The following is a 24,040-nucleotide window of genomic DNA, read 5'->3' as shown; positions in this document are numbered from 1 at the left end:
AAGGTCTTCCGGCGGGGGATTCTTCGCTTGTGAGGCTGCTCAGGGCACCAGGCGTGTACACGCCTCAGGACGACACTGCACTGCTGGTCGACGCGCTGCACGCGGCGGCGATTCCGCCGGGCGCGCGAGTGCTGGACATCGGCACCGGCACGGGAGCGCTGGCCATCGCGGCCATCCGCGCAGGTGCCTCCGAAGTGACCGGTGTGGACATTTCCCGGCGTGCGGTGTGGACCGCACGGGTCAACGCCGCCCTGCAACGGTTGCCGTTGCGGGTGCGGCTGGGCAACGCGCTGGAGGTCGTCGCGGACGAGCGGTTCGACCTGGTGCTCGCCAATCCGCCGTACGTGCCGGCTGCCGGTCCCTGTGCTCGCGGTCCGGCGCGCGCGTGGGACGCGGGGCTGGACGGACGTCAGCTGCTGGACCCGTTGTGCGCCAGGATGTTCGACCTGCTGGTGCCGGGTGGCGTGCTGCTGATGGTCCACTCTGCACTGTGCGGAGCGGACACGACGTTGCGGCAGTTGCGGGACAACGGCTTGAAGGCGTCGATCGTGCAACGCTGCTCGGTGCCGTTCGGACCGGTGATGAACGGCAGGATCGGCTTTCTGGAACAGCACGGCCTGATCGAGCCGGGCCAGCGACACGAGGAACTGGTGGTGATCCGCGGTGACCGGCCAGAACGCACCCCATCGGAATGAACGCAGGGTGACGGTGGTCCCGAACGGGCCGGTGCTCGTCGAGGGACCGGTCGAACTGGTCACGGAGGACGGCGTGACGCACACCAGCGACCGGTTCGTCGTCGCGGTGTGCGCGTGCCGCCGCAGCAAGCGTTATCCGTTCTGCGACACCAGCCACCGCAAGCGCGTCCGCAGCGACGACTCCCCGGAGCGCCACGACGACAGCAGGTGATCGGCGAGCCGCGCCTCGAGCAGTTCCGTCGCTTGGATGCCGAACACCACGTCCGGCTCCAACTCCGGTTCCTGCTCCAGCAGCGAGCCGATGACGTCGCGGCGCATGATCTGCTCGTGCACGGCGTCGGCCTCGATGTGCTCGGTGAAGAACTCGATGCACCGCGGATCGGCGTCGAGGCGTTCGAGGGCCTGCGCGAGCCGTTGGGCGCTCGGGGCGGTGGTGATCTCGGCAGCGGCGAAGTGGCCGACCAGCGCGCCGCGCAACGACCGGTGCAGGCCGAACAGCGACATCATGTTGACGATCGCGATGGCCGGTGCGGGCACGTCGTCCAGGTAGTGCAGGTACTCGGGTGACATCCCGGCGCCCTCGAGCAGATCGGCGTACAGCTGGGAGTGCATGCGGTCGGCCCGGCCGCCGCCGAACTCGTCGAACTCCACCGCGACCAGTGCCGCCTTCGCTCGTCCGCGCAGCCGCGGGATCACCCACGCGTGCGGGTCGGCTTCCTTGTGGTGGTACACCGAACGGTGCGCGAAGTACTCGCGCATCTCGTCCCAGGTGCCGTTGTCCCGCAGGTGGTGCGACACGCCGTTGCCGGGGACGTGCTCGACCAGCAACCCTTCCAGTGCCGTGTCCAGATCGACGGCGTCCACATCGGACCGCAACGCGGCGAGGAAGACGATTTCGGCCTGCGCGCGGAACTTGAGCAGCTCCGGGTCCCACTCCCAGGCGGGGTGCACGCCGTCGAAGCCGTGGTAGTGCAGCTCGTACAACGTGTGCAGGGCGATGGTCAGGTCCTCGCCGTACGGGTCGGCGTCGGTGAACGGGACCGGGCGGCCGTCCGGGTCGCCGCTCAGCGTGGCGATGACGGTCTCGGACAGCGGTCCGCGGGGCGAGGGAAGCTTCACCACCGGGTCATACCCGCTGGTCGACGAGGTCATGCACCAGGTCGAACTCGTCACGTGCGCGCAGTGCCTGCGTCACGTGCTCCAGCAGCCGTTCGAGCAACGCCGTCGCGGGCACCCGGCATTCGTGCCACGGGTCGACCGCCGCGCCGTCCAGACCGTACCTGGATGCCGCCCAGACAGCCGCTGCGCAGACGTCGTCGCGCACCGGCTGTGGTTCCTCGTCCAGGAACGCCGTGTGGACGAGAGCGCGCGACAGGGCCGCCTGCAGCATCGCGTCGTCGACCGTGGCCGCCGCGTCCGCCACCCGGAACTCCACGGTCGGCAGCTTCGGCGACAGGCGGGCGAGCCAGAACGACTGGGCGCGGTCGACGAGCGTCCCGCACGCGACCATCCGGGCGACGTGGGCGTCGTAGTCGGCGGCGTTGGCGAACACCGGCGGCACTCCGGAACCGGGGAAGCGCGACTGCTCGACCATCCGCCAGCTCGCGTAGCCGTTGTCCGGTGAGTTGGCGGACAGCGCCAGCAGGGTCGGCAGCCACGGCCGGAGGTGGTTGAGGACGCGCACGCCGGTCTCGCGGTCCGGCACGCCGACGTGGACATGGCACCCGCAGGCCTCGTAGTGCTCCACCACGCCCGCGTAGGTGTCGAGGACGCGCCGGAACCGCGGATGCTCGTGGGACACGATCGGCTGCAGTGACGGTTTCTGCGGCGTGCCACGGGAAATGATCCCGACGCCGACCTCCTCAGCTGCTTTCTCGAGCGTCGTGCGGGCTTCGCGGAGTGCTTGGCCCAGTTCGGAAACCGACGTGCACGGACCGGTCGCGGCCTCCACCTGTGTGGCCGCGAGCTCGGCGTGGAACTTGGTCAGCGCGGTGTCCTGGACGCGCGCCAGCACGGCGTCCGCACGCACCGAGGTACGTCCGGACGCCGTGTCGACGAGAAGAAACTCTTCTTCTACGCCAACGGTGTCAGCGCACTGCGGCACGCTTGCCAAGCGCGACTCCCAGTCCGATCATGCCGAGGCCGAGGACGAAGTGCAGCCAGTCGTCCGCGGCGTTGAGCGGCACGAAGTTGGCGTCGCTCATCTTGTCGATCACCAGCCCGTACAGCCACAGCACGAGGTAGATCGCGCCGCCGCCGATGAGGAACGCCCGCGCGCCGGCCGCCGTGCGCGCGGCCAGGAAGCCGGCGACGCCGAACAGCAGGTGCACGAGGTTGTGCAGGATCGACACCATGAAGATGCCGAGCAGCATCGCGCCGGACTCGTGGCCCGCGAAGGTCATCGAGTCGTAGTTCGTGGTGATGCCTGGAATGAAACCGAGCACGCCGACCAGCGCGAACACGGCCGCGACGACGAGTGCGGCCTGCTGGACCCGCGTGCGGGTGGTGACGTCGACCATGATTGGTCACCTCGCTCTGTGATGGACACAGTCGGTGATCGACTACCCGGCAGGGGTAAGCGCAAACCCACGGCGGGTATTACGCCTGACGTGGACGGCGGTGACTGACGGCTGGCCGTGGGTGGGGCTCGGCGCGTGGTGGGTAGTTGGCGCGGTGTGGGTGGCGGTGACTGGCGGGCGGTCGTGGGTGGGGCTTGGCGCGTGGCGGGGTGTTCGGCCTGGCCTGGCGGCGGTGACTGGCGAGCGGCCTTGGGTGAAGCTCGATCCGCGTTGGGTGTTCGGCACGGCGTGGGCGACAGGCGTCCGCCGACCGGCCGTGGGCGAAGCTCGACGTGCGGCGGGTATTACGCGTGACGTGGTCGGCGTTGTCCGCCGACCAGCCGTGGGCAAAGCTCTTCCTCGGTAGGTATGCGGCTGACATGTACAGCGGTGTCCGACCCCGGCGGTAGGTAGAGCCAACCCCGTGGCGGGTATTACGCCTGACATGGACGACGACGACCTCACGATCGAGGCGCTGGGCAAGCTCAGCCTCGCGCTCGAGACCACCGAACGGGCCCGCGGCCACCTCTACTCGTTCCACCAGCTGACCGGCTCGGCCGACTTCACCCTCGACGAGGCCATCGAGCTGCTCCGGCAGGCGGGCCACCACGAGCACGCCGACCGGGTGCAACGCGAGCTGCTCGGGCGCAACGTGCTGCCGGGGCGGTGGACGTTCGAGATCGTCGAGCAGTACGACGACACCTACTACGAGGTGTTCCGGGACGTCACGCAGGCTGCCAGGAAGGACCTGGCCGGCGGCAAGCGGCACGAGTACGAGGCCCGGCTCAAGCGCGAGCGTCAGCGGCTCAGTGCCGCCGCGTACGCCGACAGGGACTCGCGGTCCGGCTGACCGGTCTTCGCGATCAGCGAGGCCACGTGCTTTTCCACCGTGCGCGGCGAGATGTGCAGGCGGGTGCCGATGGCCTTGTTGCCCATCCTGTCGGCCAGCAGCACGAAGACCTCGAACTCCCGGACCGTGACGCCGTGCCCGCGCAGCTGTTTCGGCACCTGCTCGGTGCCGCTGCGGCGTTGCTGCACCGGCGCGCCCGCCTGCCGCAGCAGTCCTCGGCACGCCGACGCCACCGCCGGGATCCCCGCCTGGTGGAAGTGCTCCTCGGCGGCGCGTAACCAGGTCACCGGATCGCCCCACGCCTCGGCTTCCGGCGCGACCAGGCGCAGCCCGAGGTGCCGTGCCATCGGATAGAGCGCGGCGGCCTCCTGTGCTCGGTCGAACGCTTGCCGCGCTTCGGAGTGAAGGCCGTCGCGGCCCAGCAGGACGGCGTGCGCGAGGTCGGCGAACTGGCGGTTCCAGCGCATGCCCGCGGCACTCGACTTCACCCGCACCTGGTAGTCGGACCAGCCGAAGCTGCCGTCCAGGACGGCGAGCAGCACGCGCAGGCCGTGCGAGCCGGAGAGGTGGAACGGCGTGGGGTTCTGCGACTCCTTCGCCTCCGCGAGGTCGAGCTCCTGCATCGCCAGCACGTGGTTCTCCTCGAGCAGGGCGCAGAACGCGCGCGCAAGTCCGTAGCAGAGCGGTACCTCCTGGGCACCGCCCTTCGCGACCGCCTCGAACCTGCCGACGGCGTCGTCGGTTTCCTGCCGGTTGCCGCGGTGCGCGGCGAGCGTTGCCTTGACCATCAACAGGTAGCGGTGCAGCGAGTGGAACCGGAGTCGCGCGGTCGCGTCCAAACAGGACTCGACCTGCCGGGCGGCTTCGTCGTAGGCGCCGGTCAGCACGAGTTGGACTGCCATGATGGCGTTCACGCTGTACGTCAACGTGATCGCGCCCGTGCGGCACGCTTCCCGGTGTGCGCGTTCCAACGTGTCGGTGCTGCCGTCCGCGAGCCAGTCGTTGCCCGCCAGGCGCACCAGCGCGTAGGTGTGCTGGATCGGCATCTGGTGCGTGTCGGCCAGCGCGAGCGCTCGGTCGAAGCACCGGTTGGCCTCGTCGAGATCCTGTTCGCGCGCAATGACTCCGAGCAGCTGCCACGCCTCGCACGCGACGGCGGGCAGGTCGGCCCGTGCCGCCGCGTCCGCCGCCTGCCGGGCGAGGCTCGCCGCCGACTCGACGCGGTCGGCGTTCGGGCCGATCAGTGACAGGTAGGCCGAGGTGACGTCCAGCTGCGCGGTCAGCTCGTCGGGCGCGTCCGGTCCGAGCAGGGCGCGGGCGAGGCGCACCTGCTCCACCCCGTACGGGAACCGTCCGGCCTGGTGCGCGATCCGGGCGAGTCGCGTGTGGAGCTTCGCCTTGCCCGGCCCGTCCTTCAGTTCCGCCACGTCCGTCTCGAACTCGAAGGCGCGCTCGAACTCGCCGGTCTCCGCGAGCGCCGGCAGCAGCGTGTCCAGCACTTCGGCGCGCGCGTCGTCGGTGAGCAACCCCTGCGCGCGGTCCAGCAACGTCACCGCGGATCCGGCGGCGCCCGAGGTCAGCGCGCGGCGCCCGGCCTCGGCGAACAACAACCCGGCCGCACCCGGTGATCCGGCGTCGAACCTGAGCTTCGCGACGAGCGGGCACCAGTCACCGGTCAGTCCGGGGTGCAGGTCCTCGATCGCGTCGGCCGTGCGCTGGGAGAGGTTCGCACGTTCGTTGGGCGTCAGCTGTGCCAGCAACGCATCCGCGGTCAGCGGGTGGCGGAACGCGTACCAGTCGGGTGCGGGCTCGTCGGGCGTCACGAGCTGCGCGGCCACGCCCGCGTGCAGGTGGTTGAGCAGCCGGCGGTCGTCGATGCCGGTCACCCGTTGCACGACGGACAGCGGGAACCGGTGCCCCAGCACCGCCGCGATCGACAGCACCTCGCGTCCCTGCGGCCCGAGCCGGTCGGTGCGGTGGGCGACACTGCGCACGAACGCCGCCGGGACCGGCAGCTTCAGCTCGCCGAGCACCTGCCAGCCGGTGGCGTCCGCGACGAGCAGGCCGCTGCTCACCATGCCGTGCAACAGTTCCTCGACGACGAACGGGTTTCCTGCGCTGTCCGTCCACAAGCGAGCCGACAGCTCCGCCGGGATCTGCTCGCTCTCCAGGCAGCCGGCGGTCATCTGCTCGACCTCCGGCCGGGTCAGCCTGCGCAGCTCCAGCTTGGTGGCCGCACCCCGCTGGGTGATCCGGTGGATCAGGTCCAGGGTGTTGCCCGGCTCGTTGCGGCTCGTGGCGAGCAGCAGAACCGGTTGGTCCTCCAGGTTGTCCGTCAAATATTCAATTACCGCAAGGGTCTCGGCGTCGGCGTCGTGCAGGTCCTCGAGGACGAGCAGGCACGGTGTCCTGCGGGCGACGGACGCGAGCAGCCGGAGCACGGCTTCTGCCAGAACCACGACAGATTCCGTCGGGGACTGGTGGTCCTGCCACTCCGGGATCAGCGTGCCCAGCACGGGTTTGTAGGGGCCGAGCGCGGAGTCGTCCGGCGGTTCGCCGCGGAAGAGTCCCAGCAGGGCTTCCGCGATCGGGCGGAACGGCACCATCGGCCCGATCGTCGTGCCACGGCCTTTGAGGACCCGAACGCCCTCGTCATAGGCCTGGCCGGCCGCGTACCTCGCCAGCCGCGACTTGCCGATACCCGCCTCGCCGGTCAGGAAGATCGTGCCGCCGCGGCCGGCGCGGGTGCGTCCGAGTGCCTGCGCGAGGGCCGTGACCTCTCGATCACGGCCGACCACGTGGGGCGCTCGGGTCTGCATGTCAGGACCTTAACCGCAGGCTGACGTCGTCCGTATCGACTGCTCAGGCGTATTCCGCGAGCAACACGGGATCTTTCACCGCACGCTGACGGTCGGGTCCGACAACGTGGGTGTGATGGAGGCGAAGACGCCCATCGCGACGGTCAGTCCGGCCAGGGCACGGGCTCGCGCACCGGCGGTGGACTTCGGTGCGAGCTCCATCTCCCCGAGCACGCTCTCGACCGGTTCGGGCAGGGCGGCCGGGCGGTGCAGGGACTCGTTCATCAGGCGCACTCCTCATCAGTTCGGTGTCACGGTTCGAGCAGCAAGACCGACGGCACGGGAAACCCTTGGCGCAGCAGGCCGTGACCGATGCCGGCCAGACCCGTGAGCAGACCGGGCGACGGCACGCCGCCCGGAGTGGCGCAGCGGGCGCCGTGTTCGTCCAGTGCTCCCAGCAACAGCGCCGTGCGGCGGGTCGCGGCGCCGGGGTGGTGAGCGGACAGGGCCTCCACGACGCCCAGTTCGCCGTGGCAGAGACTCATGTCCCGCAACGGTTCCCGCGGAGCCAGCAGCGTTGCCAGCCGGTCGTCGCCGCGGGCGAGGGCTGCGCCCGCCAGACCGGAGCACCAGCCGGTGTCGGTCGGGTCGATCGCGTCGCCCTCGAGGAAAGCCTTTCCTGCCACATCTGTTGACTCGTCGGGAACCGCCGCCGCGTAACGCCGCAGCGCCCATCCGATTCCCGCATGACCGCGGGCGAACCCATTCGTCCGGCAAATCGCGCCACGTAGCACCGTCGCGTAGTGGTCGGCCAGCGCCAGCGATTTAGCGGTGCCGACGGCGAGCATCGCGGCGAGTGATCCGGCGACGCCGTCCACGACGCTGAACGACGTGTCCTCCAACGGCATCAGCTCGACCGCGTCGGTGAGCAGGCTGTGGTCGAGGCCCAGCAACGAGGTGAGGCGCGCGAGGCCGTAGCAGATCCCGCCCAGGCCGTGGAGTCCGCCGCCCGCCGCGGCGACCAGTTCGGGCTCCTCCGCGAAGTTCTCGAGCAGTCTCGGCAGCGGACGGACCGCGTCCCGCGCGAAGTCGATGTACCGAGCGGCACCGGTCAACGCTCCCAGTTCGGCCAGGAACAGCGCGACTCCTGTGTAGCCGTTGGACAAACCAGCGCCGAGCGGCTGCACCGTCCAGTGCCGGTCGTCGACGAGCTCGAGCCCCAGCCAGTTCACCCGGTCCTTGCCCGTCACCGCGTGCGCGAGGATCTGGTCCGCGATCCCGCACGCGGCCACCAGCAGCCGCGCCGGATCCGGGTCGACCGCGGCGACGTGGCCGGGCAGCGGCGCTCCGGAGCGGTGCGACACGGGCTTGGGTCTGGAGGCCAGCGCGGCCGTGATCACCCACTGCTGGTCGTGCCGGTCGACCTCGCTCATCGCAGCGATCTTGCGTTCGACGGCGCGCAGTCCGGGCTCCGGCAGCATCCCCGGCAGCCGGAGCCCGGACGTGGTCCACAGGTCGCGCGACCCCGGTCGGCAGGTGAACAACGGCACGTCACCACACCACAGGTCCGCGATCTCGAACGGCACGAGCTGGTCGAGCAACGGGTCGTTGGTTTCCAGCACACCAAACGCCAGGTCTCGGTCCATCGCGTCGGTCAGCACGCTTGGGTGCGTCGACTCGTCCAACAACACGACGTACTGACGCGTCGCACGCGCCACGAACCGCACCTCGTCGTCGGCGCACGCACGGACCAGGCGCAGCAGCTCGTCCCGATGCGCCACGATCGCGTCGTAGCCCGCGCGGAACCCGGCCAGCAGCGAGTCCTGGTAGTCGGCCGGTTCCGCCGGTGTGCCGTTCAGCAGCGGCCGGTTGAACGCCCCTGACGACTCGCTGGGCCGCCTGACCAGCCGCATCCGGTCCGTGCCGGCGTCGGCCCAGTCGACGACGTCCACCGGGGTCGGCACGCCGCGATCCCCGCCAACGCCGGACACGTCGCTCGCGCCGTTGTCGCCCAACAGCACGTGGGGGAGGAGGGCCGTGCGATGCACTGACCGGGCGAGTGCTTCGGCGGCGGGATCGTCGGTCAGTGTCGGCGTCGGGTGGAACAGCGTCTCCACGTCCACCAGCACCGGCTGGTCGCCGCACGCGATCAGGTTCTCGAAGTGCATGTCCGTGCCGTCGACCGCGTACAGCAGCGCGAGCAACGCACCGAGCCGACGGTAGAAGTCGGCCACGTTCTTGATGTCCGCGCACGGCTCGTGGCTGATGAACTCGAGCCACCCGTACCCGTCTTTGGCGGTGAGTTTCGGTGTCCGGAAGCTGATTCCGGTTCGCCTGGAAAACCAGGACAGCTGGGCTTCGAAGTGCGCGTGCAGCTGTACCGGGCGGGGGCGGTAGATCAGGCGCGCGCCGGATTCGAAGGTCAAGGTCGCGACCGTGCGGCCCTGCTGGTGGGGGTCGCCCTGGCCCGTCTCGATGGACTGGAGCGTGCCGGGGTCGTGGTTGTCGAAGATCGTTCTGACGATCTCCGCGCGGTCCCGGGTGAAGCGCGAAGACAGCTCGTGGTGCGCCTTCACGGCCTGCTCACAGGCTTGCGCGAGGAGGCGGGCCAGCACCGGGTAGCGCACGAACAGCGCTTGCAGGTCGAGAGTCCGGGTGAACTCCGCGAACCGCTCCTCGCTGGTGTCCGCGGAGAGGGTGCCTTTCGCGTTGTGCAGCTCCAGCACCAGCGTGCGGGCAGCGATGCCGACCAGTCGCCGGCCGAGCTGCTCGGCGAACGCGGCGTCGAACGGGGGCGCGACCTCCAGGCGGGCGGCGTCGATCAGCGGGCGCAGCGCGTGGGCGAAAGCCGCTGTCCAGCTCTCGCCCGTGGTGGTCTCGGCCGCGGAGGTCACCGGCAGAACCTCGCATGCGTGCGCGCGACGCACATGGGGGCCGGGCCCCCAGATTTGTGCCGAACGTGAATATGGGGGTGCGACCCCCATGTTCCGAAACGCCGGCGGCCCGAGACTCGTGCCCAGAGGAGGGAACGAGCATGAGGGAGTTCGGGGAACTGCTGCGCACCCGCTGCACCGTGTTGTCGACCCCCTGCGGGTTCGTTGGCCGCGGCCTGGAGGGGGAGTCGGCGTGAGGGAATTCGGGGAACTGCTGCGCACCCATCGCATTCGGGTCGGCCTCACCCAGCAGCAACTGGCCGATTTCGCGATGGTGAGCGTCCGGGCCATCCGCGACCTGGAGTGCGGCCGCACGAGGTCGCCGCGCGCCGAGACGGTCCGGTTGCTCGCGGACGGGCTGAGGCTGGACGACGACAGCCGGGCAAACCTGCAGGAGGCCGCCGGACGGCCCGCGGGTCCGGTGTCGGTGCCGCCGCCCGCGCCCTCGTCGGCGATCGTGGGACGGCACGACGAGGTGGCCGCGCTCGTCGACCTGGTCGTCGACGGGCGGCGGCTGGTCACCGTCACCGGGGTCAGCGGGGTGGGCAAGACGCGGCTCGCGCTGGAGGTGGCGGGGGAGCTGCACTTCCGGCTCGGCTGGTCGGTGGCGTGGCTGCCGGTCTCGCGGACGCCGGTGATCGACGACGACCAGGACACCGTGCTCGTCACCGATCACACCCCGGACGCGCACCTGCTGGAGCGGCACCCGCGGCTGCGGGTCGTCGTCACGTCGTTGGCGCCGACCGGGATCGCGGGCGAGCACGTGTTTCCGTTGGGACCGTTGACCGACGACGCGGCAGTGCAGTTGCTCGTGACCAACGTGCGGCGGGTGCGGCCCGGGTTCCGGCAGGAGGACGCGAACCACGCCGCGCTGACCGGGCTGGTGCGGGAGCTCGACGGGCTGCCGTCGGCGCTGGAGTTCGCCGCCGGGTGGTTCATGGTCTACTCGCCGCAGCACCTGCTGGAGCGGCTGCGGTCCAACCCGCTGGACCCGACCTCGGCGCACCTGCGCGACTCGTTGCGGCTCTCGCTGTCCACATTGGATGCCGAGGAGCGCGACGCACTGGTGCGCATGGCGGAGGGGGACGCGGACGACGAACGCGTCGCGCACGTGCTGAGCGTGCGCGGACTGGTCCGCCGCGCCGGACCACGGTACGAGGTGCTCAACCTCGTGCGTGCGGCGGTGCTGGAACCGGTGTCAGGGCCACACCTCGCTGGGGGTGTGGCCCTGACCTGGCCCTGCTAGTGGCGCGTCCCGGAACGTCGGCGAGGTAATTCACGCTCAGCAGGGCACCACGATGCACCCGTCTGACCGCGAATTCCCCCGGCAACGTTCCGGGCCACACCACTGCCGATCAGAACTGCGCGGTGAGGCACGCGAGGCGGTCACCGGCCGTGCCCGCCTTGCCGTGCTCGGTGCTGGAGTGCGTCGCGTGGATGATCACGGCGTTCGCCTCGCCTTTGCGGAACTCCCACTTCACCGTGGCCGTGCCGGTCGCGGCACCGGCGGCGTCGGTGGTGAAGTCGAGCCAGATCTCGTTCTCCGCGTTGGCGTACTTGGGGTCGACGCTCGGCGACACCGGGTCCTTCGTGTGCTGGTAGTGCGGGCCGGAGTCGGCGGGCTTGGCGCCGCACGGCTTGGTGTGCACGTGCGAGCCGTACTTCGTGTTCGGCAGCAGGCCGGACACCTTCAGCTCGACCGTCGTCTGTCCATTGGCGACGGACGAGCCGGTGGAGAGCTGGGCGCCCACCGGGATCCGCTTGACGTCGTAGGTGATGCCCTTCGGCTGGTCACCGGACGCGGCAGGTGCTGCCAGCGAGGTCTCCGCCACCGGCTTGATCGCAGGGGGCTGCGGTGCGGAGGAGGTCGGGGCCTCGCTCGAACAAGCGGCCAGTCCACCGGTGAGCAGTACGGCACCCACGAGGGCCGCCACAGTCGTGCGCATGTCTCTCCTTGGAGTTCAACTGCGTTCCAGGTTCCCACCCCCTCCACGTCCACCATCGGGTGACTGGTTCAGATCAATTGAGACGAGGTCTCGGAAGGCCTGCGCATAAGCCGCACACAGGTGATAGCCGCCGTGAGTCTCCACTTTGTCCGGTGAGCCGTCCGTCTCACTTGCCCGGCGGTCAACGGGGTTCGGCCCCCAGCCGTGCACGGGGAAACCCAGGTAGTCGGTGCGCCGCCACAGGTTGATCCAGCTCGGACCCAGCAACGCGGCAAGCCCGCGATCGGGCGACACCCCGGGCTCGCGGCGCCACGGGTCGCGCGAGAACATCGCGCCCGCACGGACTTCCGGCGTGCCCAGCACGACGGGACCGAGCAGCTCGGGGAAGATCCGCCCGAAGTACGGCCGCAGCTGCACTCCGTACGTCAGCAGCTGCACGCGCTGCAAATACCCCTCCGGCAACGCGTAGAGCGCCGCGACGGCCAGCACGGCGCCCAGACTGTGCGCGGACAGCACCACGCGACGATCGTCACCCGAGTCCAGGAACTCGCGGGTCCGGTCGGCGATCTCCGGCACCGCGCGTTCCGCGTAACAGGGCGGCGAGAACGGGTGCGCCGTGCGCGGCAGGAAGCACATCAGGTCCCACAACAGGCCGAGCGGACGCCGGTTCGTGAGCATCCCCGCGCCGACGAACGACCCGATCACCGCGACCCCGGCGAGCCCGGTGACCCAGTCGCCCTTGCCCAGCACCCACGTGACGCCGTGCCACCCGGTCCACGCCGGCGAGTCGAACGTCAGGTAGCAGGTCAGGATCAGCGCGAGCACACCGGACACGGACAGCACGCCCGTGACGTTCTCGGCCCGGTGCGTCACGGCGACCACGTGCCGCACCCGCACGACGAGCACCTCGGCCTCGTCGTCCAGCAGGGCGGGCTTGGCCAACCGGGACAACAACGTCAGCGCCTGCACCAGAATCAGCAGCACCAGCGGAACCAGCGCCACCGCGAAGGCCGCGCTGAACCACGAGTAGAACGACGGCACCCGCAACCCCGTCCCGACCCAGCCCCGGAACGTCAGCACCAGCACGGCGGACAGCATCACCGAGGTGGTCAGCGACAACCCCAGCAGCACACCGGGTCCCGCGCCGCGCCAGGCCTGCCACTCGTCACCAGGAAGCGGCCTGGCCCGCCACGCCAGGATCCCGCCGACGACGACAGCTCCGACCCAAGAAAGCGAAAACCAGTACGTGGCAACCATGAACGCCACGAACAGCACGAGCAGGACCAGCGGCCCCTTGGCGTCGTTGCGCCGCCACGACCACGCCGCCAGCACGGAACCGAGCAGCGCCACCGCGACCACGGGCGGTCCCCACGACGCGAGCCACAGCGGCCCGTCGAACGACGGCGCGATCGAGTACAGCCCGAACCCGTGCACCACCAGCACGAGCACCGCCGAGATCACCAGCAGCCACGACCACAGGCCGCCCTTCTCGGTCGACGGCACGTCCGGGCAGTCCGTCGCGGTGACGACCACGCGCGCCATGACGACCGCCAGCAGGCCGCCCGCGAGCACGGTGAGTGTCAGGAAGAACGCGTGCTGCAACTGCTGGGCGCTCGTCACCAGCACCACCACGCAGCATCCGGCGGCGAGGTGCAGCCGGGTGAGCCGGCGGATCCGCGGGCTGCCTTCCCACATCGACGCCCGGCTGAGCATGACGCCCGGCCGCCGCGCCGGCACGCGGCGCATCGTCGTCATCTCGTACCGGCTGCGCGACAACGACGTCAGCGCCAGCAACCCCAGCAGCAGCAACACCGGCACGGCCGAGGCGGCCAGGACCCTGATGTGCGGGGCAGGATCGCCGAGCAGGTCCATGAACTCCGGCAGTCGCTTGCACGTCGTGCCCGGCAGCGAGCACTGGATCGCGTAGACGTCGATCGCGACCTCGCACACCGACAGCACCAGCAGCACGGTGAGCCCGAGCCCGAACAGCCGCGTCGAAGCGGCGCCGCGCCCGGCGTTCCACCACACCATCCGCTTCGTCGTCGGCATCGAGTCGTCCGGCAGCTTGCGGGACCAGTAGGCGACGTTCGCGAGGCCGAAGGGGAGCAGCAACGCCCATCCGATGCGCCCCAGCACGTTCGCGAGCACCGACGGCACCCCGCTGCCGGGCACGCCGGGGCTGCTGCGCGCCATGCCGCCCCACGAGTACGCCTCGCGCCGCACGTCGTCGGGCACCCGCCCGGCGTGGTCCGGTGGCAGTTCGGCGACCTTGTCCGGCTTCGGTTTCCAGAAGCTGCCGAAGCGATCGCCGCGGAACTGCTCGACGGCGTGCTCGGGGAGCGCCAGCAGCGCGGCCGGGGGCGTGTTGTTGACCCCGTGGATGCGCAGTTCGAGGGCCCGAGGACTCTTCAGGCTCATCGCGGCCTCCCTTTACTCCAGTTGTCGTCCGGAAAACTGCTCCGGTTAGCGGCCGAACGGGTGAAAAAGGTGTATCCAGGCGCCCTGGAAAGCCTCTACTTGGCAAGGAGGCACCACCATGACCGCAACCGCTCACCCGAACGTCGCAAACTCCGTCGGGCTTGCCGAGTTCCTCGCCACCGCGGGCACGCTCACCCTGGCGCAGCGCAAGCTCATCGTCGAGCAGGCACTGATCCTGCTGGAACAGAACTACGCGCACCTGCCGCTCAAAGTCGCGATGCACGCGGTGAATCCCGTGCAAAGACTCAGAGTGCTGAGAGCCAGACTCGAACGGCAGACCGATGCCACGGCCGAGCCCGAGTGGCAGTTCCACCGCGAGCTGTCGAGCACCTTCCACTCGGTGCGCGACCTGCACACGAACTACCTGCTGCCCGCGCCGTTCGCGGGCAAGATCGCCTTCCTGCCGTTCCAGCTGGAGCGCTGCTTCGCCGCCGACGGCACCGAGCAGTACCTCGTCGCGCGCACGGTCGCGAACTTCAACGGTCTCGCCGTCGGCGCCGAGGTGACGCACTGGAACGGCACGCCGATCGCCCGCGCTGTGGCGTTGAACGGCGCGATCTTCGCGGGCAGCAACACCGCCGCGAACCTCGCCCGCGGCCTGGAGTCGCTCACGTTGCGCCCCTTGGTGATCCAGCTCCCGCCGGACGAGGACTGGGTCGTCGTCACCTACCGCGACGAGAACGGCGGCGCCGCCCAGGAGATCCGCGTCGACTGGCAGGTGACGGACAACCTGCCGCCCATGACCGACGTCGACTCGCTCAGCCCGGCCGCGGCCGCGCAGGGCGTCGACCTCGACTCCGACGAGAAGGCGCGCGCCAAGAAGTTGTTGCACGCGCCCAAGGTCGTGCAGGCCGAGTCCGCCGGTGGCGCGGTCGCGATGGGCGCGCAGGACGTGCCGACGACGATGCCCGGCGTGTTCCGCGCCCGCCCGGTGACCACGCCGTCCGGGGAGTTCGGGCACCTGCGGATCTTCACGTTCAGCGTGACCGACCCGGACGCGTTCCTCGCCGAGTTCGTCCGGCTCGCGAACCTCCTGCCGCAGAACGGACTCATCGTCGACGTCCGCGACAACGGCGGAGGCCACATCTTCGCCTCGGAGTTCCTGCTGCAGACGATGACCCCGCGCCGCATCGACCCGGAACCCGTGCAGTTCCTCAGCACGCCGCTGAACCTGCGGATCTGCCGCCGGCACGCGGACGACCCGACCGGGCAGATCAACCTCGGCCCGTGGTTCCCGTCGCTCGACACCTCGACCGAGACCGGCCAGGCGTTCTCCTGCGCCCACACCATCACGCCCGTCGAGGGCGCGAACGCGGTGGGGCAGACCTACCACGGCCCGGTCGTGCTGATCACCGACGCGCGCTGCTACTCCGCCACCGACATCTTCGCCGCGGGCTGGGCCGACCACGAGCTGGGCCCGATCCTCGGTGTGGACGACAACACCGGTGCCGGCGGCGCGAACGTGTGGACGCACGGACTGCTGTCGACGCTGATGAAGATCCCGGCGCCCGGCGACGCCGAGTCGCCGTACAAGCCGTTGCCCAACAAGGCGAACATGCGTGTCTCGATCCGCCGCACGCTGCGCGTCGGCAAGCTCTCCGGTACGCCCGTCGAGGATCTGGGCGTGCGGCCGACGCACCAGCACCAGATCACGCGCGCGGACCTGTTGCAGGGCAACGTGGATCTGCTCGCCAAGGCGGGCTCGCTGCTCGCCGCGCTGCCGGTGCGGCGGCTGGGCGTGGCGGTCGCAGGGACGACCGTCTCACTGGACACCGTGAACCTCGACCGGGTGGACATCTACGTCGACGGCCGCCCGGCCACCTCACTGGACGTGACCGACGGAGCGCACACCGCGACGTTGAGCGCGACCGGGACCGAGGTGCGCGTCGAGGGGTTCGCGGACGGGCAGCTGGTGGCCGCGCGCAAGGTCGCCAGTTGAGAAGGGCGGGCGCTTCCGGTGACGCCATGACCGGAAGCGCCCGCTCCTGTTCTGCTACCCAGTTCTCAGAACTACCTGGTGAACGTGTACGCGCGGTCGGACGCCACCGCCGCCAGCTGCGGCTCGGTGCCCGCCTGCCAGCTCTGCGCCCAGACGACCTCGCCGGTCGGGCGGAAGTTCCACGCCGCGTGGATGCCGTGCGTGTCGTTCACGGTGAAGACGGTCACGCCGCCCCGGTGGTCGCGGACCTCTCCGGTGCACTTGTCCCGCTCGCAGAGCTGCTTCGGCGACAGCTTGATGTGGCCGGGCGCGTTGACCTGCATGTAGGTCGTGAGGTTCTGGCCCTGGTAGTCGAACGTGGTCCAGTTGCCCATGTACTGCATGTCGTCGAACACGCCGGCCGCCTCGCCGCCCCACGGACCGGGCTCGACGTTCGTGGCGCCGCGGAAGATCCGCGGGAACGTCCGTTCCTGCCGGGCGGAGAAGCCGTCCGCCTGCTTCTGCAGCTCCGCCTTGGTCTTGTGGACCGGCGTGACGTCCTTGGGCGGCCACGGGTAGTCGGCCTGTGACGACGCTGACGCCGAAGCCGTGCCCGCGAGACCGACGAGTGCGAGGCCCGTCAGGGCAGCCGCCATCACCTTGCGCATGCGCATGAATCCCCCTGGTGAGTGTTTGCTTGCGGACAAGAAGACGCCGCAAGATCACCAGAGGTTGCACGCGAAGATCGTTTGCTGGAGCGGGCGCTTCCGGTGACGCCATGACCGGAAGCGCCCGCTCCTGTTCTGCTACCTCGTGAACGTGTACGCGCGGTCGGAAGCGATCGTCGCGAGCTGTGCGAGGTCTTCCTCGAGCGAGGCCTGAGTCCAGACCACCTCGCCGTTCGGGCGGAAGTTCCACGCCACGTTGACGCCGTAGCTTTCGTGCACAGCGGTGACGATCAAACCGCCCTTGTTGTCGCTGACCTTGGCGTCGCACGGCACCCGCTCGCAGAGCTGTTCCGGCGTCGTCCTGAACTCGCCCGGAGCGTTGACCTTCGTGTACGTCATCACGAGCTTGCCCTGGTAGGTGAAGTGGACCCTGCTGTCCATGTACTGCATGTCCTCGTACACGTCCCCCGCCTCGCCGCCGCCCCACGGGCTCGGGTCGACGTTGCTCGCACCGGGGAAGATCTCCGGGTAGCTCCGGTGCTGGTGTGCGGAGAACTCGTCAGCCTGCTTCCGCAGTTCCGCCTTGGTCTTGTGGACCGGCGTGACGTCCTTCGGTGGCCACGGGAAGTCCGTCTGTGCGGACGCCGTGCCCGCGAGACCGGAGAGAAGTGCCGCGCCCGTCAGGGCAGCCGCCATTACCTTGTGCACGTAACCCCCATCGTGAGTTTTCCCTTGCGCAGAGGTGAGTTCCGCTACCTCGTGAACGTGTAGGCGCGGTCGGCGGCCACGGTCCCGAGCTGCGCGGGATCGTCGTCCAGCGAGCCCTGCGTGAAGACCACCTCGCCGTTCGGGCGGAAGCTGTGCACCGACCTCATGCGGTACTCGGCGAGCTCGGAGAAGACGATCACGCCGCCTTCGTCGTCGCTGACGGTGCCGGTGCAGCTCCGGTAGTGCTGCTCGCAGAGCTCCTCCGGCGAGCTGCCGAAGAAGCCCGGAGCCATCACCTGCGTGATCACGCTCCTCTTCTCGCCGTTGTAGAAGTACTTGACCTCGTTGGCCATGTACTGCTGGCCGTCTTCCAGCACCCCGTCGCGTTCGCCGCCCCACAGGCCGGGCGTGACGAACCGGGCGCCGGGGAAGATCTGCGGCAAGCTCTGCAGCTGGTGCGCGGTGAACTCGTCGGCCTGCTTCTGCAGCTCCGCTTTGGTCTTGTAGACCGGCGTGGTGTCGTCGGCGGACGCGGTGCCCGCGAGACCGACGAGAGCCAAGCCGGCCAGAGCAGCTGCGATTGACTTGCGCATCTAACCCCCAATGTGAGTTTTCGCTTGCACAGGGGGAAACGCCGCGAAGATCACGCGAGGTTGCACGCCAGGGCGCGGCTCGCGCCGCTAGAGCCAGCCGCGCCGCATCGCCTGCACCCCGGCCTGGAACCGGGTCTGCGCGCCGCACCGGTCCATCAGCTGCCGCACGCGCCGTTGCACGGTCCGGGGAGCCAGCCCGAGCTGCCGTGCGATCGACTCGTCGGTCAGCCCGGCCGCGAGCAGTCCCAGCAGGTTCGGGTCCACATCGGCCGCCGCCGCGTAGATCCCGCCGGGGCTGAACGGGATTCCCTTGTCCCAGTACAGCTCGAACGTCGAGCGCAGCACGTCCAGCAGCGCGGACGGGCGGATCAGCAGCACCTTGTCGACCACGTCGCCGTTCGCGACGGGCAGCACGGCCGCGTGCGTGTCGATCACGGCGAGCTTGAACGGCAGCGTCGGCGTGACGCGGGCCCGTTCGCCGGCCGCGACCAGTTCGATGATCTCGGTGACGCGGCCCGGCAGGTCCACAGCGGACCGGTCGTAGACCACCCGCCACTGCACGTCGCGTTGCCGCGTCTCGTCTTCCAGCGCGACGTGCTCGCCCAGCGGCGTCACGTACGGTGGCTGGTCGAGCACGCACACCTCATCACGGGCGCCGTTCAGCAGCGTGTGCCACAGCTCGCGCACGGCGCTGATGCCGGTCACGGTCTCGACGAACGCGTTGTCCGCCAGCTCCTCGTCGCGATTGCGCAGGTAGAGCTCCATCAGCGGGCCCACGTCGGCGCGAGCCCTGCGGTTCTGCTCCTCGCGGGCCGCGATCAGCGCCTCCACGGCCAGGTCGGGTGCGACGGCCTGCCACACGTCGCCCGGCAGGTGCCGGACGATGCCGAGCCCGAGCATCTGTTCCAGCAGCTCGGGGGCTACGCCGATCTCGTCTGTCGTGCGACTGCCGCCCGTGACCAGGAGCTCGTAGACGGCTGTCAGCTCCGGCGCGACGCCCAGATGTCCGAACACCGCCATATTGTGCGCCATTCAGCGCAATGGTCCTGTCGTGAACACGTCAGTGTCGTTATTCGGACTCCGCTAGACCTGTTTTCCCGGGTTCGCCGCGACTTACGGTCCTCGTCACCTCCGCAGCCGGTTCAGATCCCTGACGCCCTCAACGGCACGCGAAGGCCCTGTGTGGAAGGACCTCTCGTGAACGGATTGCGACGCACGAGTCTGTGCGCCGCGGCAGTCTCCGCCGCAGTGCTCAGCGTTGTCTCACCAGTCAACGCCGCTCCCTCCCAGGTCCAGTCCCAACCGGACTCGACCCAGGTGAACCGCCCCTTCGAGCGGCTGATCGTCGGCTACAAGCCCGGCACCGCCGAAGCCTCGTCCGACACCGCTGCCTCGGACGACGCTCGTAACAAGGGCAAGTCGCTGCACCGCCGCATGGCGAGCGGCGCGGTCGTCGTCGACCTCGGCTCGAAGACCTCGAACGCCGACTCGACCATCCAGGCCTTCAAGGCCGACCCCGATGTCGCCTACGTCGAGCCGGACCTGCTGATGCAGCCGTTCGCCGACCCGAACGACACCGACTACTCCCGGCAGTGGGACCTGTTCGAAGCCACCGCGGGCATGAACGTGCCCGGCGCGTGGTCCAGCTCGACCGGCGCCGGCGTGACCGTCGCCGTGATCGACACCGGTTACGTCGCGCACAGCGACCTCTCGGCCCGGGTCGTCGCGGGGTACGACTTCGTGTCGGACGCCGCGCGTGCCCGTGACGGTGGCGGCCGCGACAGCAACGCGGCCGACGAAGGCGACTGGACCGCCCGCGGCGAGTGCGGCACCGACGCCAACGGCAACCCGGTGCCCGCGCAGGACCAGAGCTCGTCCTGGCACGGCACGCACGTGGCCGGCACCATCGCCGCGTCCGCGAACAACGCCAAGGGCATCGCGGGCATCGCCTACGACGCCAAGATCCAGCCGTTGCGCGTGCTCGCCAAGTGCGGTGGCGCGACCTCGGACATCGCCGACGCGATCACCTGGGCGTCCGGTGGCACCGTCGCGGGTGTGCCCGCGAACGCCACGCCCGCCAAGGTCATCAACATGTCGCTGGGCGGTCAGTCGTCCTGCTCGACGACCTACCAGAACGCGATCAACGGCGCGATCAACCGCGGCACCACGGTCGTCGTGGCGGCCGGCAACTCGAACATGAACGTCGCCAACTTCACCCCGGCGAACTGCAGCGGTGTGATCACCGTCGCCGCCTCGTCCCGTGAGGGCAACAAGGCGTTCTACTCGAACTTCGGCTCCCGCATCGACATCGCAGCGCCCGGCGGCGAGACCCGTCGCGGCACCGACACCCCCGGCACCATCACCACGCCGGAGAACGGCATCTGGTCGACGCTGAACGCCGGCACGACCGTCCCCGGTGCGGAGAACTACAAGCCCTACCAGGGCACGTCGATGGCCGCCCCGCACATCGCGGGCCTGGCGGCGCTGATGGTGGCGAAGAAGCCGTCGCTCACCCCGGCCGAGATCAAGAACCTGATCAAGACGAACGCCCGTCCGCTCGCCGGCACCTGCTCCGGCGGCTGTGGCTCTGGCCTCGCCGACGCGACCAAGACCGTGAACGCCATCGGTGGCACGACTCCACCGCCGCCGGGTTCGCTCGAGAACACGACCGACGTCGCGATCGCCGACCTCGGCACGGTCACGTCCTCGATCAGCTCCTCGGTGGCGGGCAACGCGTCCGCGACCACCAAGGTCGGCGTGGACATCGTCCACACCTACCGCGGTGACCTGGTGATCGACCTGATCGCGCCGGACGGCACCGCCTACCGGCTGAAGAACTCGTCCTCTTCGGACAGTGCCGACAACGTGGTGGCGACCTACACGGTCAACGCCTCGTCCGAGGTCGCGGCGGGCACGTGGAAGCTGCGGGTCCAGGACGCGTACTCCGGTGACACCGGGTACATCAACGCCTGGAACCTGACCCTGCAATAGCTCCACCTGTTCGCCGAGGGGCGGCGCCTTCCAGACCTGGCATTCTGGGGGAGGCGCCGCCCTTTCACATGCTCACGAGCTTCCTGTTGCGCTGCACGATCCGTTGGAGGTAGTCCGCCACCGCGCGGATCGGCGGCAGGCCGAGCATGTGCCGCTGGGCTCGTCTGGTGGCCTCGTGGATCTCCACGCTGGTGAGCGCCCGGTTGCACGCTTCGGTGACCGCTTTGGCCGCGAAGTCCTGCACGCGCACGCCGAGCTTGAGCTCACTGACGCGGTGTGCGTTGTGCATCTGGTCGTGCATCACCGGCAGCACCGCCGTGGGGATGCCGGCCCGCATCGCCTCGCGGATCGAGTTGTAGCCGCCGTGCGACACGAGCAAGTCCGCGGCCTGCAACAACAACGCCTGCGGCAGCTCGTCGACGAGGTGCACGTTCTTCGCCGGCTGGGCTTGGACCGGCAGTCCGCCGGTCAGCACGACCGCCTCGCAGTCGACTCCGGCGAGTCCGGCGACGAGTGTTTCCAGGTGTGCCAAGGGGGAGTGGCGCAGGGCCTGGTCCGGGAGGGCGTCGAAGTCGAAGAGCCGCAACGCCGATTCGGTCGCGAACACCCCGCCGGACGTGCTCGTGGACGCGACGACGAGGGGTTTCGCCGGGTCGAGGTCGGCCAGCCACTGCGGCAGCCGTTCCCCGGTGCTGTGGTGCGCGGGCTGCTGATGGGCGAACGCCGCGGGCATCGGCTGGCGGGCGAAGGAGTAGCCCGGCGGGACCGCGTCCAACCGGCCGTACCGGTGCGCCGAGTCGAGCGACTCGTGCAGCGGCAGCCGCAGCTCCGCACGTCGTTCGTTCAGGGCGTTCAGCAGCGTCAGGCGGTCCATGTAGTGGCCTGTTCCGGACGGCGCCGCCACGTGCGGCACGCCGAGCCGTTCCGCGACGAGCACGCCCGCGAACTCGATGCCCGAGCGCAGGATCAGCTGCGGCCGGAAGTCGGCGGCCACCGGGAGCAGCGCCTGGACCGCCGCGCTGATGTGCGGCCCCGCGGCGAACTCGACGATCATCTCGTCGGCGAACGGGTCGTAGTCGGGCGGGAGCGCGAGCACCTCGCCCTGCAACAGGTCCACGAGCTGGTCGCACACCTCGGGCAGCACGGCCGTCGTCGTTGTCGGTTCCTGGTCGAACCCGGCCAGCACGGACGCGGGGCCTGCCACCAGCACCTCGTGTCCCAGCTCGGTCAGCATGGTCACGAGGGGGAGGATCGCCCGTGCGTGGGCAGCCGAGAACGCGACTGTGCACAACACGCGCACGACAAACCTCCCTGCGGCCTGGTTCCCCACGGTAGGGAGCGGCGGGCGCGTGCGGGAATGGGGAAGTTCCATTCGCGGGTAACGTCGCGGACATGGCCACACTGGTGACGTTCCACGCGCATCCCGACGACGAGTGCATCGTCACGGGCGGCGTGATGCGGAAGGCGTTCGAGGAGGGACACCGGGTCGTGCTCGTCGTCGCGACGCGCGGCGAGGCCGGCGAGATCCCGGACTTCCTCTCGCCGGGCGAGGAGCTCTGGCAACGGCGGGTGGAGGAGACGTACGCGGCGGCGGACATCCTGGGTGTCGCGCGCGTGGAGTTCCTGGGCTACCGGGACTCCGGGATGATGGGCGATGAGTTGAACTCGCGGCCGGGCTCGTTCTGGACGGCCGACGTCGAGGAAGCGGCCCAGAAGCTCGCTGCTCTCCTGGTGGAGGAGGACGCCTCCGCTTTGACGATCTACGACAGCTTCGGCGGCTACGGCCACCCGGACCACATCCAGGTGCACCGGGTGGGCAAGCGTGCCGCGGAGATCGCTCAGACCCCGGCCGTGTACCAGGCGATGGTGCGGGAGTCGGAGTTCCGCGAGGCCATGCGGCTGGCCGGAATGGACGATCCAGGACCGCTCGGCGAGGACGCCGTGCCGGAGTCCGCGATCAACGTCGGCGTGGACGTGTCGAAGTACGTGGACGTGAAGCGGGCGGCGATGCGGGCGCACGCCTCGCAGATCCCCGAGCAGTCGTTCTTCCTGGCGCTCGACGACGAGACGTTCGCGAGGACGTTCGGCACGGAGTGGTTCCTCCGCGAGGGACACCCGCCGTCGTCCACTTTGGAGCTGTGAGGAACGGGGGCGGCTTCGGGAGTCGCCCCCGCTTCTTCGTTCAGCTAGTTCACGCGCTGCGGCGGCGACGCAGGAACAGCAGGGTGCCGGCACCGGCGCCGACGAGACCCAGACCCGAGAGCAGCAGCCACATCGGGGAGGCACCGGTCGCCGCGAGCGGCGGTTCCGGGTTGCTGCCACCGGGGGCCGGCGGCGTCACGGAGGACGAGGGCGCCTCCGTCGTCGTCGTGGCGGTGGTCGTGGTGGTCGTGGTGGTGCTGCTGCTGGTGGTGGTCTCCACCGGCTTCTTACAGGCCTCGGTCTTGGGAAGGGTGATCGTCTTGCTCCACCCGTTCGTCCCGTTGGGGTCGTCGTAGGCCTTGATCACAACCTTGTAGACGTGCGCCGACTTGCCATCGCTTTCCCAGCCGGTCTCCTTGAGGCCACCGCCGAACGTGCGCTTGGGGCTCACCGACGCGTCGTCGATGAAGACCTCCAGAGTGTTCCTCTTCTCCTGGCCGTACCACGTGAGGTCCACGCTCAGCGAGGTCTTCTGAGTCTTCTCGTCACACTTGGCCGTCACGTTGTCCTTGTGCGCGAACGCCGGGGTGGCGAGCGCCAGCGAGGCCAGAACCGTGGTGCCAGCCACCACGAACGCGCCGAGAACTCTACTTGCCAACGGATTTCTCCTGCTCTTGTTGGTGCATGGCGGATCGAGCACATATTGGTTTCTTGATCACCCGACCGGGTGAACCGGGCCACGCTAGCAACACGGAGCGGTCG

The 24,040-nt window shown here is 69.7% G+C and carries 21 protein-coding genes; 7 read left to right on the top strand and 14 right to left on the bottom strand.

Annotated features, from left to right (window positions below):
• Positions 1-29 precede the first annotated feature (29 nt).
• Positions 30-695, top strand: coding sequence for a HemK2/MTQ2 family protein methyltransferase (locus DI276_RS49270; protein ID WP_198681376.1), 666 nt, complete (start codon positions 30-32; stop codon positions 693-695).
• Positions 664-906, top strand: coding sequence for a CDGSH iron-sulfur domain-containing protein (locus DI276_RS49265; RefSeq protein WP_112277269.1), 243 nt, complete (start codon positions 664-666; stop codon positions 904-906). Before DI276_RS49270 ends, DI276_RS49265 begins: the two co-directional genes overlap by 32 nt.
• Here the strand turns inward: DI276_RS49265 and DI276_RS49260 are convergent.
• From DI276_RS49260 to DI276_RS49250, 3 genes are read right to left on the bottom strand one after another with little or no spacing between them, the layout of a single operon-like run.
• Positions 828-1,847: an iron-containing redox enzyme family protein gene (locus DI276_RS49260; protein ID WP_112277268.1), complete on the bottom strand. Its 1,020-nt coding sequence runs from the start codon at positions 1,845-1,847 to the stop codon at positions 828-830. The two genes, DI276_RS49265 and DI276_RS49260, sit on opposite strands and share 79 nt — an antisense overlap.
• The gene (locus DI276_RS49255; RefSeq protein ID WP_232837462.1) at positions 1,822-2,799 is read right to left on the bottom strand and encodes a carboxylate-amine ligase; all 978 of its coding nucleotides are present in this window, start codon (positions 2,797-2,799) and stop codon (positions 1,822-1,824) included. The genes DI276_RS49260 and DI276_RS49255 overlap by 26 nt, the downstream gene beginning before the upstream one ends.
• Positions 2,783-3,214, bottom strand: coding sequence for a DUF4383 domain-containing protein (locus tag DI276_RS49250; protein WP_112277266.1), 432 nt, complete (start codon positions 3,212-3,214; stop codon positions 2,783-2,785). The genes DI276_RS49255 and DI276_RS49250 overlap by 17 nt, the downstream gene beginning before the upstream one ends.
• Positions 3,215-3,698: 484 nt before the next feature.
• On the opposite strand from DI276_RS49250, the gene DI276_RS49245 reads away from it, so the two are divergent.
• Positions 3,699-4,103: a hypothetical protein gene (locus DI276_RS49245; protein ID WP_112277265.1), complete on the top strand. Its 405-nt coding sequence runs from the start codon at positions 3,699-3,701 to the stop codon at positions 4,101-4,103.
• Here the strand turns inward: DI276_RS49245 and DI276_RS49240 are convergent.
• From DI276_RS49240 to DI276_RS49230, 3 genes are all read right to left on the bottom strand, one after another.
• Positions 4,052-6,922, bottom strand: a complete 2,871-nt coding sequence (locus DI276_RS49240; RefSeq protein ID WP_112277264.1) for an ATP-binding protein — start codon at positions 6,920-6,922, stop codon at positions 4,052-4,054. The two genes, DI276_RS49245 and DI276_RS49240, sit on opposite strands and share 52 nt — an antisense overlap.
• 75 nt (positions 6,923-6,997) lie before the next feature.
• Positions 6,998-7,186: a hypothetical protein gene (locus tag DI276_RS49235; protein ID WP_157985445.1), complete on the bottom strand. Its 189-nt coding sequence runs from the start codon at positions 7,184-7,186 to the stop codon at positions 6,998-7,000.
• A 26-nt stretch (positions 7,187-7,212) separates the two neighbouring features.
• Positions 7,213-9,795, bottom strand: a complete 2,583-nt coding sequence (locus tag DI276_RS49230) for a type 2 lanthipeptide synthetase LanM family protein (protein ID WP_232837452.1) — start codon at positions 9,793-9,795, stop codon at positions 7,213-7,215.
• A gap of 232 nt (positions 9,796-10,027) precedes the next feature.
• On the opposite strand from DI276_RS49230, the gene DI276_RS49225 reads away from it, so the two are divergent.
• Complete coding sequence (locus DI276_RS49225) at positions 10,028-11,080, top strand: helix-turn-helix domain-containing protein (protein ID WP_198681375.1); 1,053 nt, start codon at positions 10,028-10,030, stop codon at positions 11,078-11,080.
• Positions 11,081-11,189: 109 nt separating this feature from the next.
• Here the strand turns inward: DI276_RS49225 and DI276_RS49220 are convergent, their stop codons facing one another.
• Together DI276_RS49220 and DI276_RS49215 are read right to left on the bottom strand one after the other, a co-directional pair.
• Positions 11,190-11,780, bottom strand: a complete 591-nt coding sequence (locus tag DI276_RS49220; protein WP_112277260.1) for a superoxide dismutase family protein — start codon at positions 11,778-11,780, stop codon at positions 11,190-11,192.
• Positions 11,781-11,795: 15 nt separating this feature from the next.
• Complete coding sequence (locus DI276_RS49215) at positions 11,796-14,198, bottom strand: hypothetical protein (protein WP_112277259.1); 2,403 nt, start codon at positions 14,196-14,198, stop codon at positions 11,796-11,798.
• A 118-nt stretch (positions 14,199-14,316) separates the two neighbouring features.
• Between DI276_RS49215 and DI276_RS49210 the strand changes: the two genes are divergently transcribed.
• Positions 14,317-16,197, top strand: a complete 1,881-nt coding sequence (locus DI276_RS49210; RefSeq protein ID WP_112277258.1) for a S41 family peptidase — start codon at positions 14,317-14,319, stop codon at positions 16,195-16,197.
• Between the two features lie 71 nt (positions 16,198-16,268).
• Here DI276_RS49210 and DI276_RS49205 read toward each other — a convergent pair whose 3' ends face one another.
• From DI276_RS49205 to DI276_RS49190, 4 genes are all read right to left on the bottom strand, one after another.
• The gene (locus DI276_RS49205; protein WP_157985444.1) at positions 16,269-16,850 is read right to left on the bottom strand and encodes a hypothetical protein; all 582 of its coding nucleotides are present in this window, start codon (positions 16,848-16,850) and stop codon (positions 16,269-16,271) included.
• 132 nt (positions 16,851-16,982) lie between these two features.
• Positions 16,983-17,552, bottom strand: coding sequence for a hypothetical protein (locus tag DI276_RS49200; protein WP_157985443.1), 570 nt, complete (start codon positions 17,550-17,552; stop codon positions 16,983-16,985).
• A gap of 44 nt (positions 17,553-17,596) precedes the next feature.
• A complete protein-coding gene (locus DI276_RS49195) occupies positions 17,597-18,145 on the bottom strand; it encodes a hypothetical protein (protein WP_112277255.1) in 549 nt (182 codons plus the stop codon).
• Positions 18,146-18,232: 87 nt separating this feature from the next.
• Entirely contained in the window at positions 18,233-19,159 is a 927-nt protein-coding gene (locus tag DI276_RS49190; protein ID WP_157985442.1) for a LuxR C-terminal-related transcriptional regulator, read from the bottom strand.
• A gap of 183 nt (positions 19,160-19,342) precedes the next feature.
• Between DI276_RS49190 and DI276_RS49185 the strand changes: the two genes are divergently transcribed.
• On the top strand, positions 19,343-21,136 hold the full coding sequence (locus DI276_RS49185) for a S8 family peptidase (RefSeq protein ID WP_198681374.1): 1,794 nt from the start codon (positions 19,343-19,345) through the stop codon (positions 21,134-21,136).
• A 64-nt stretch (positions 21,137-21,200) separates the two neighbouring features.
• On the opposite strand, the gene DI276_RS49180 is transcribed toward DI276_RS49185, so the two are convergent.
• A complete protein-coding gene (locus DI276_RS49180; RefSeq protein WP_232837461.1) occupies positions 21,201-22,370 on the bottom strand; it encodes a glycosyltransferase in 1,170 nt (389 codons plus the stop codon).
• Positions 22,371-22,528: 158 nt separating this feature from the next.
• On the opposite strand from DI276_RS49180, the gene DI276_RS49175 reads away from it, so the two are divergent.
• A complete protein-coding gene (locus DI276_RS49175) occupies positions 22,529-23,278 on the top strand; it encodes a PIG-L family deacetylase (protein WP_112277251.1) in 750 nt (249 codons plus the stop codon).
• A gap of 49 nt (positions 23,279-23,327) precedes the next feature.
• Here the strand turns inward: DI276_RS49175 and DI276_RS52900 are convergent, their stop codons facing one another.
• The gene (locus DI276_RS52900) at positions 23,328-23,936 is read right to left on the bottom strand and encodes an LPXTG cell wall anchor domain-containing protein (RefSeq protein WP_157985440.1); all 609 of its coding nucleotides are present in this window, start codon (positions 23,934-23,936) and stop codon (positions 23,328-23,330) included.
• Positions 23,937-24,040 lie beyond the last annotated feature (104 nt).

Source organism: Lentzea terrae, assembly GCF_003265345.1.
GTDB lineage: Bacteria > Actinomycetota > Actinomycetes > Mycobacteriales > Pseudonocardiaceae > Lentzea > Lentzea terrae.
The sequence above is the reverse complement of the archived record's forward strand: the minus strand, read 5'-3'. Positions and strand labels throughout refer to the sequence as shown.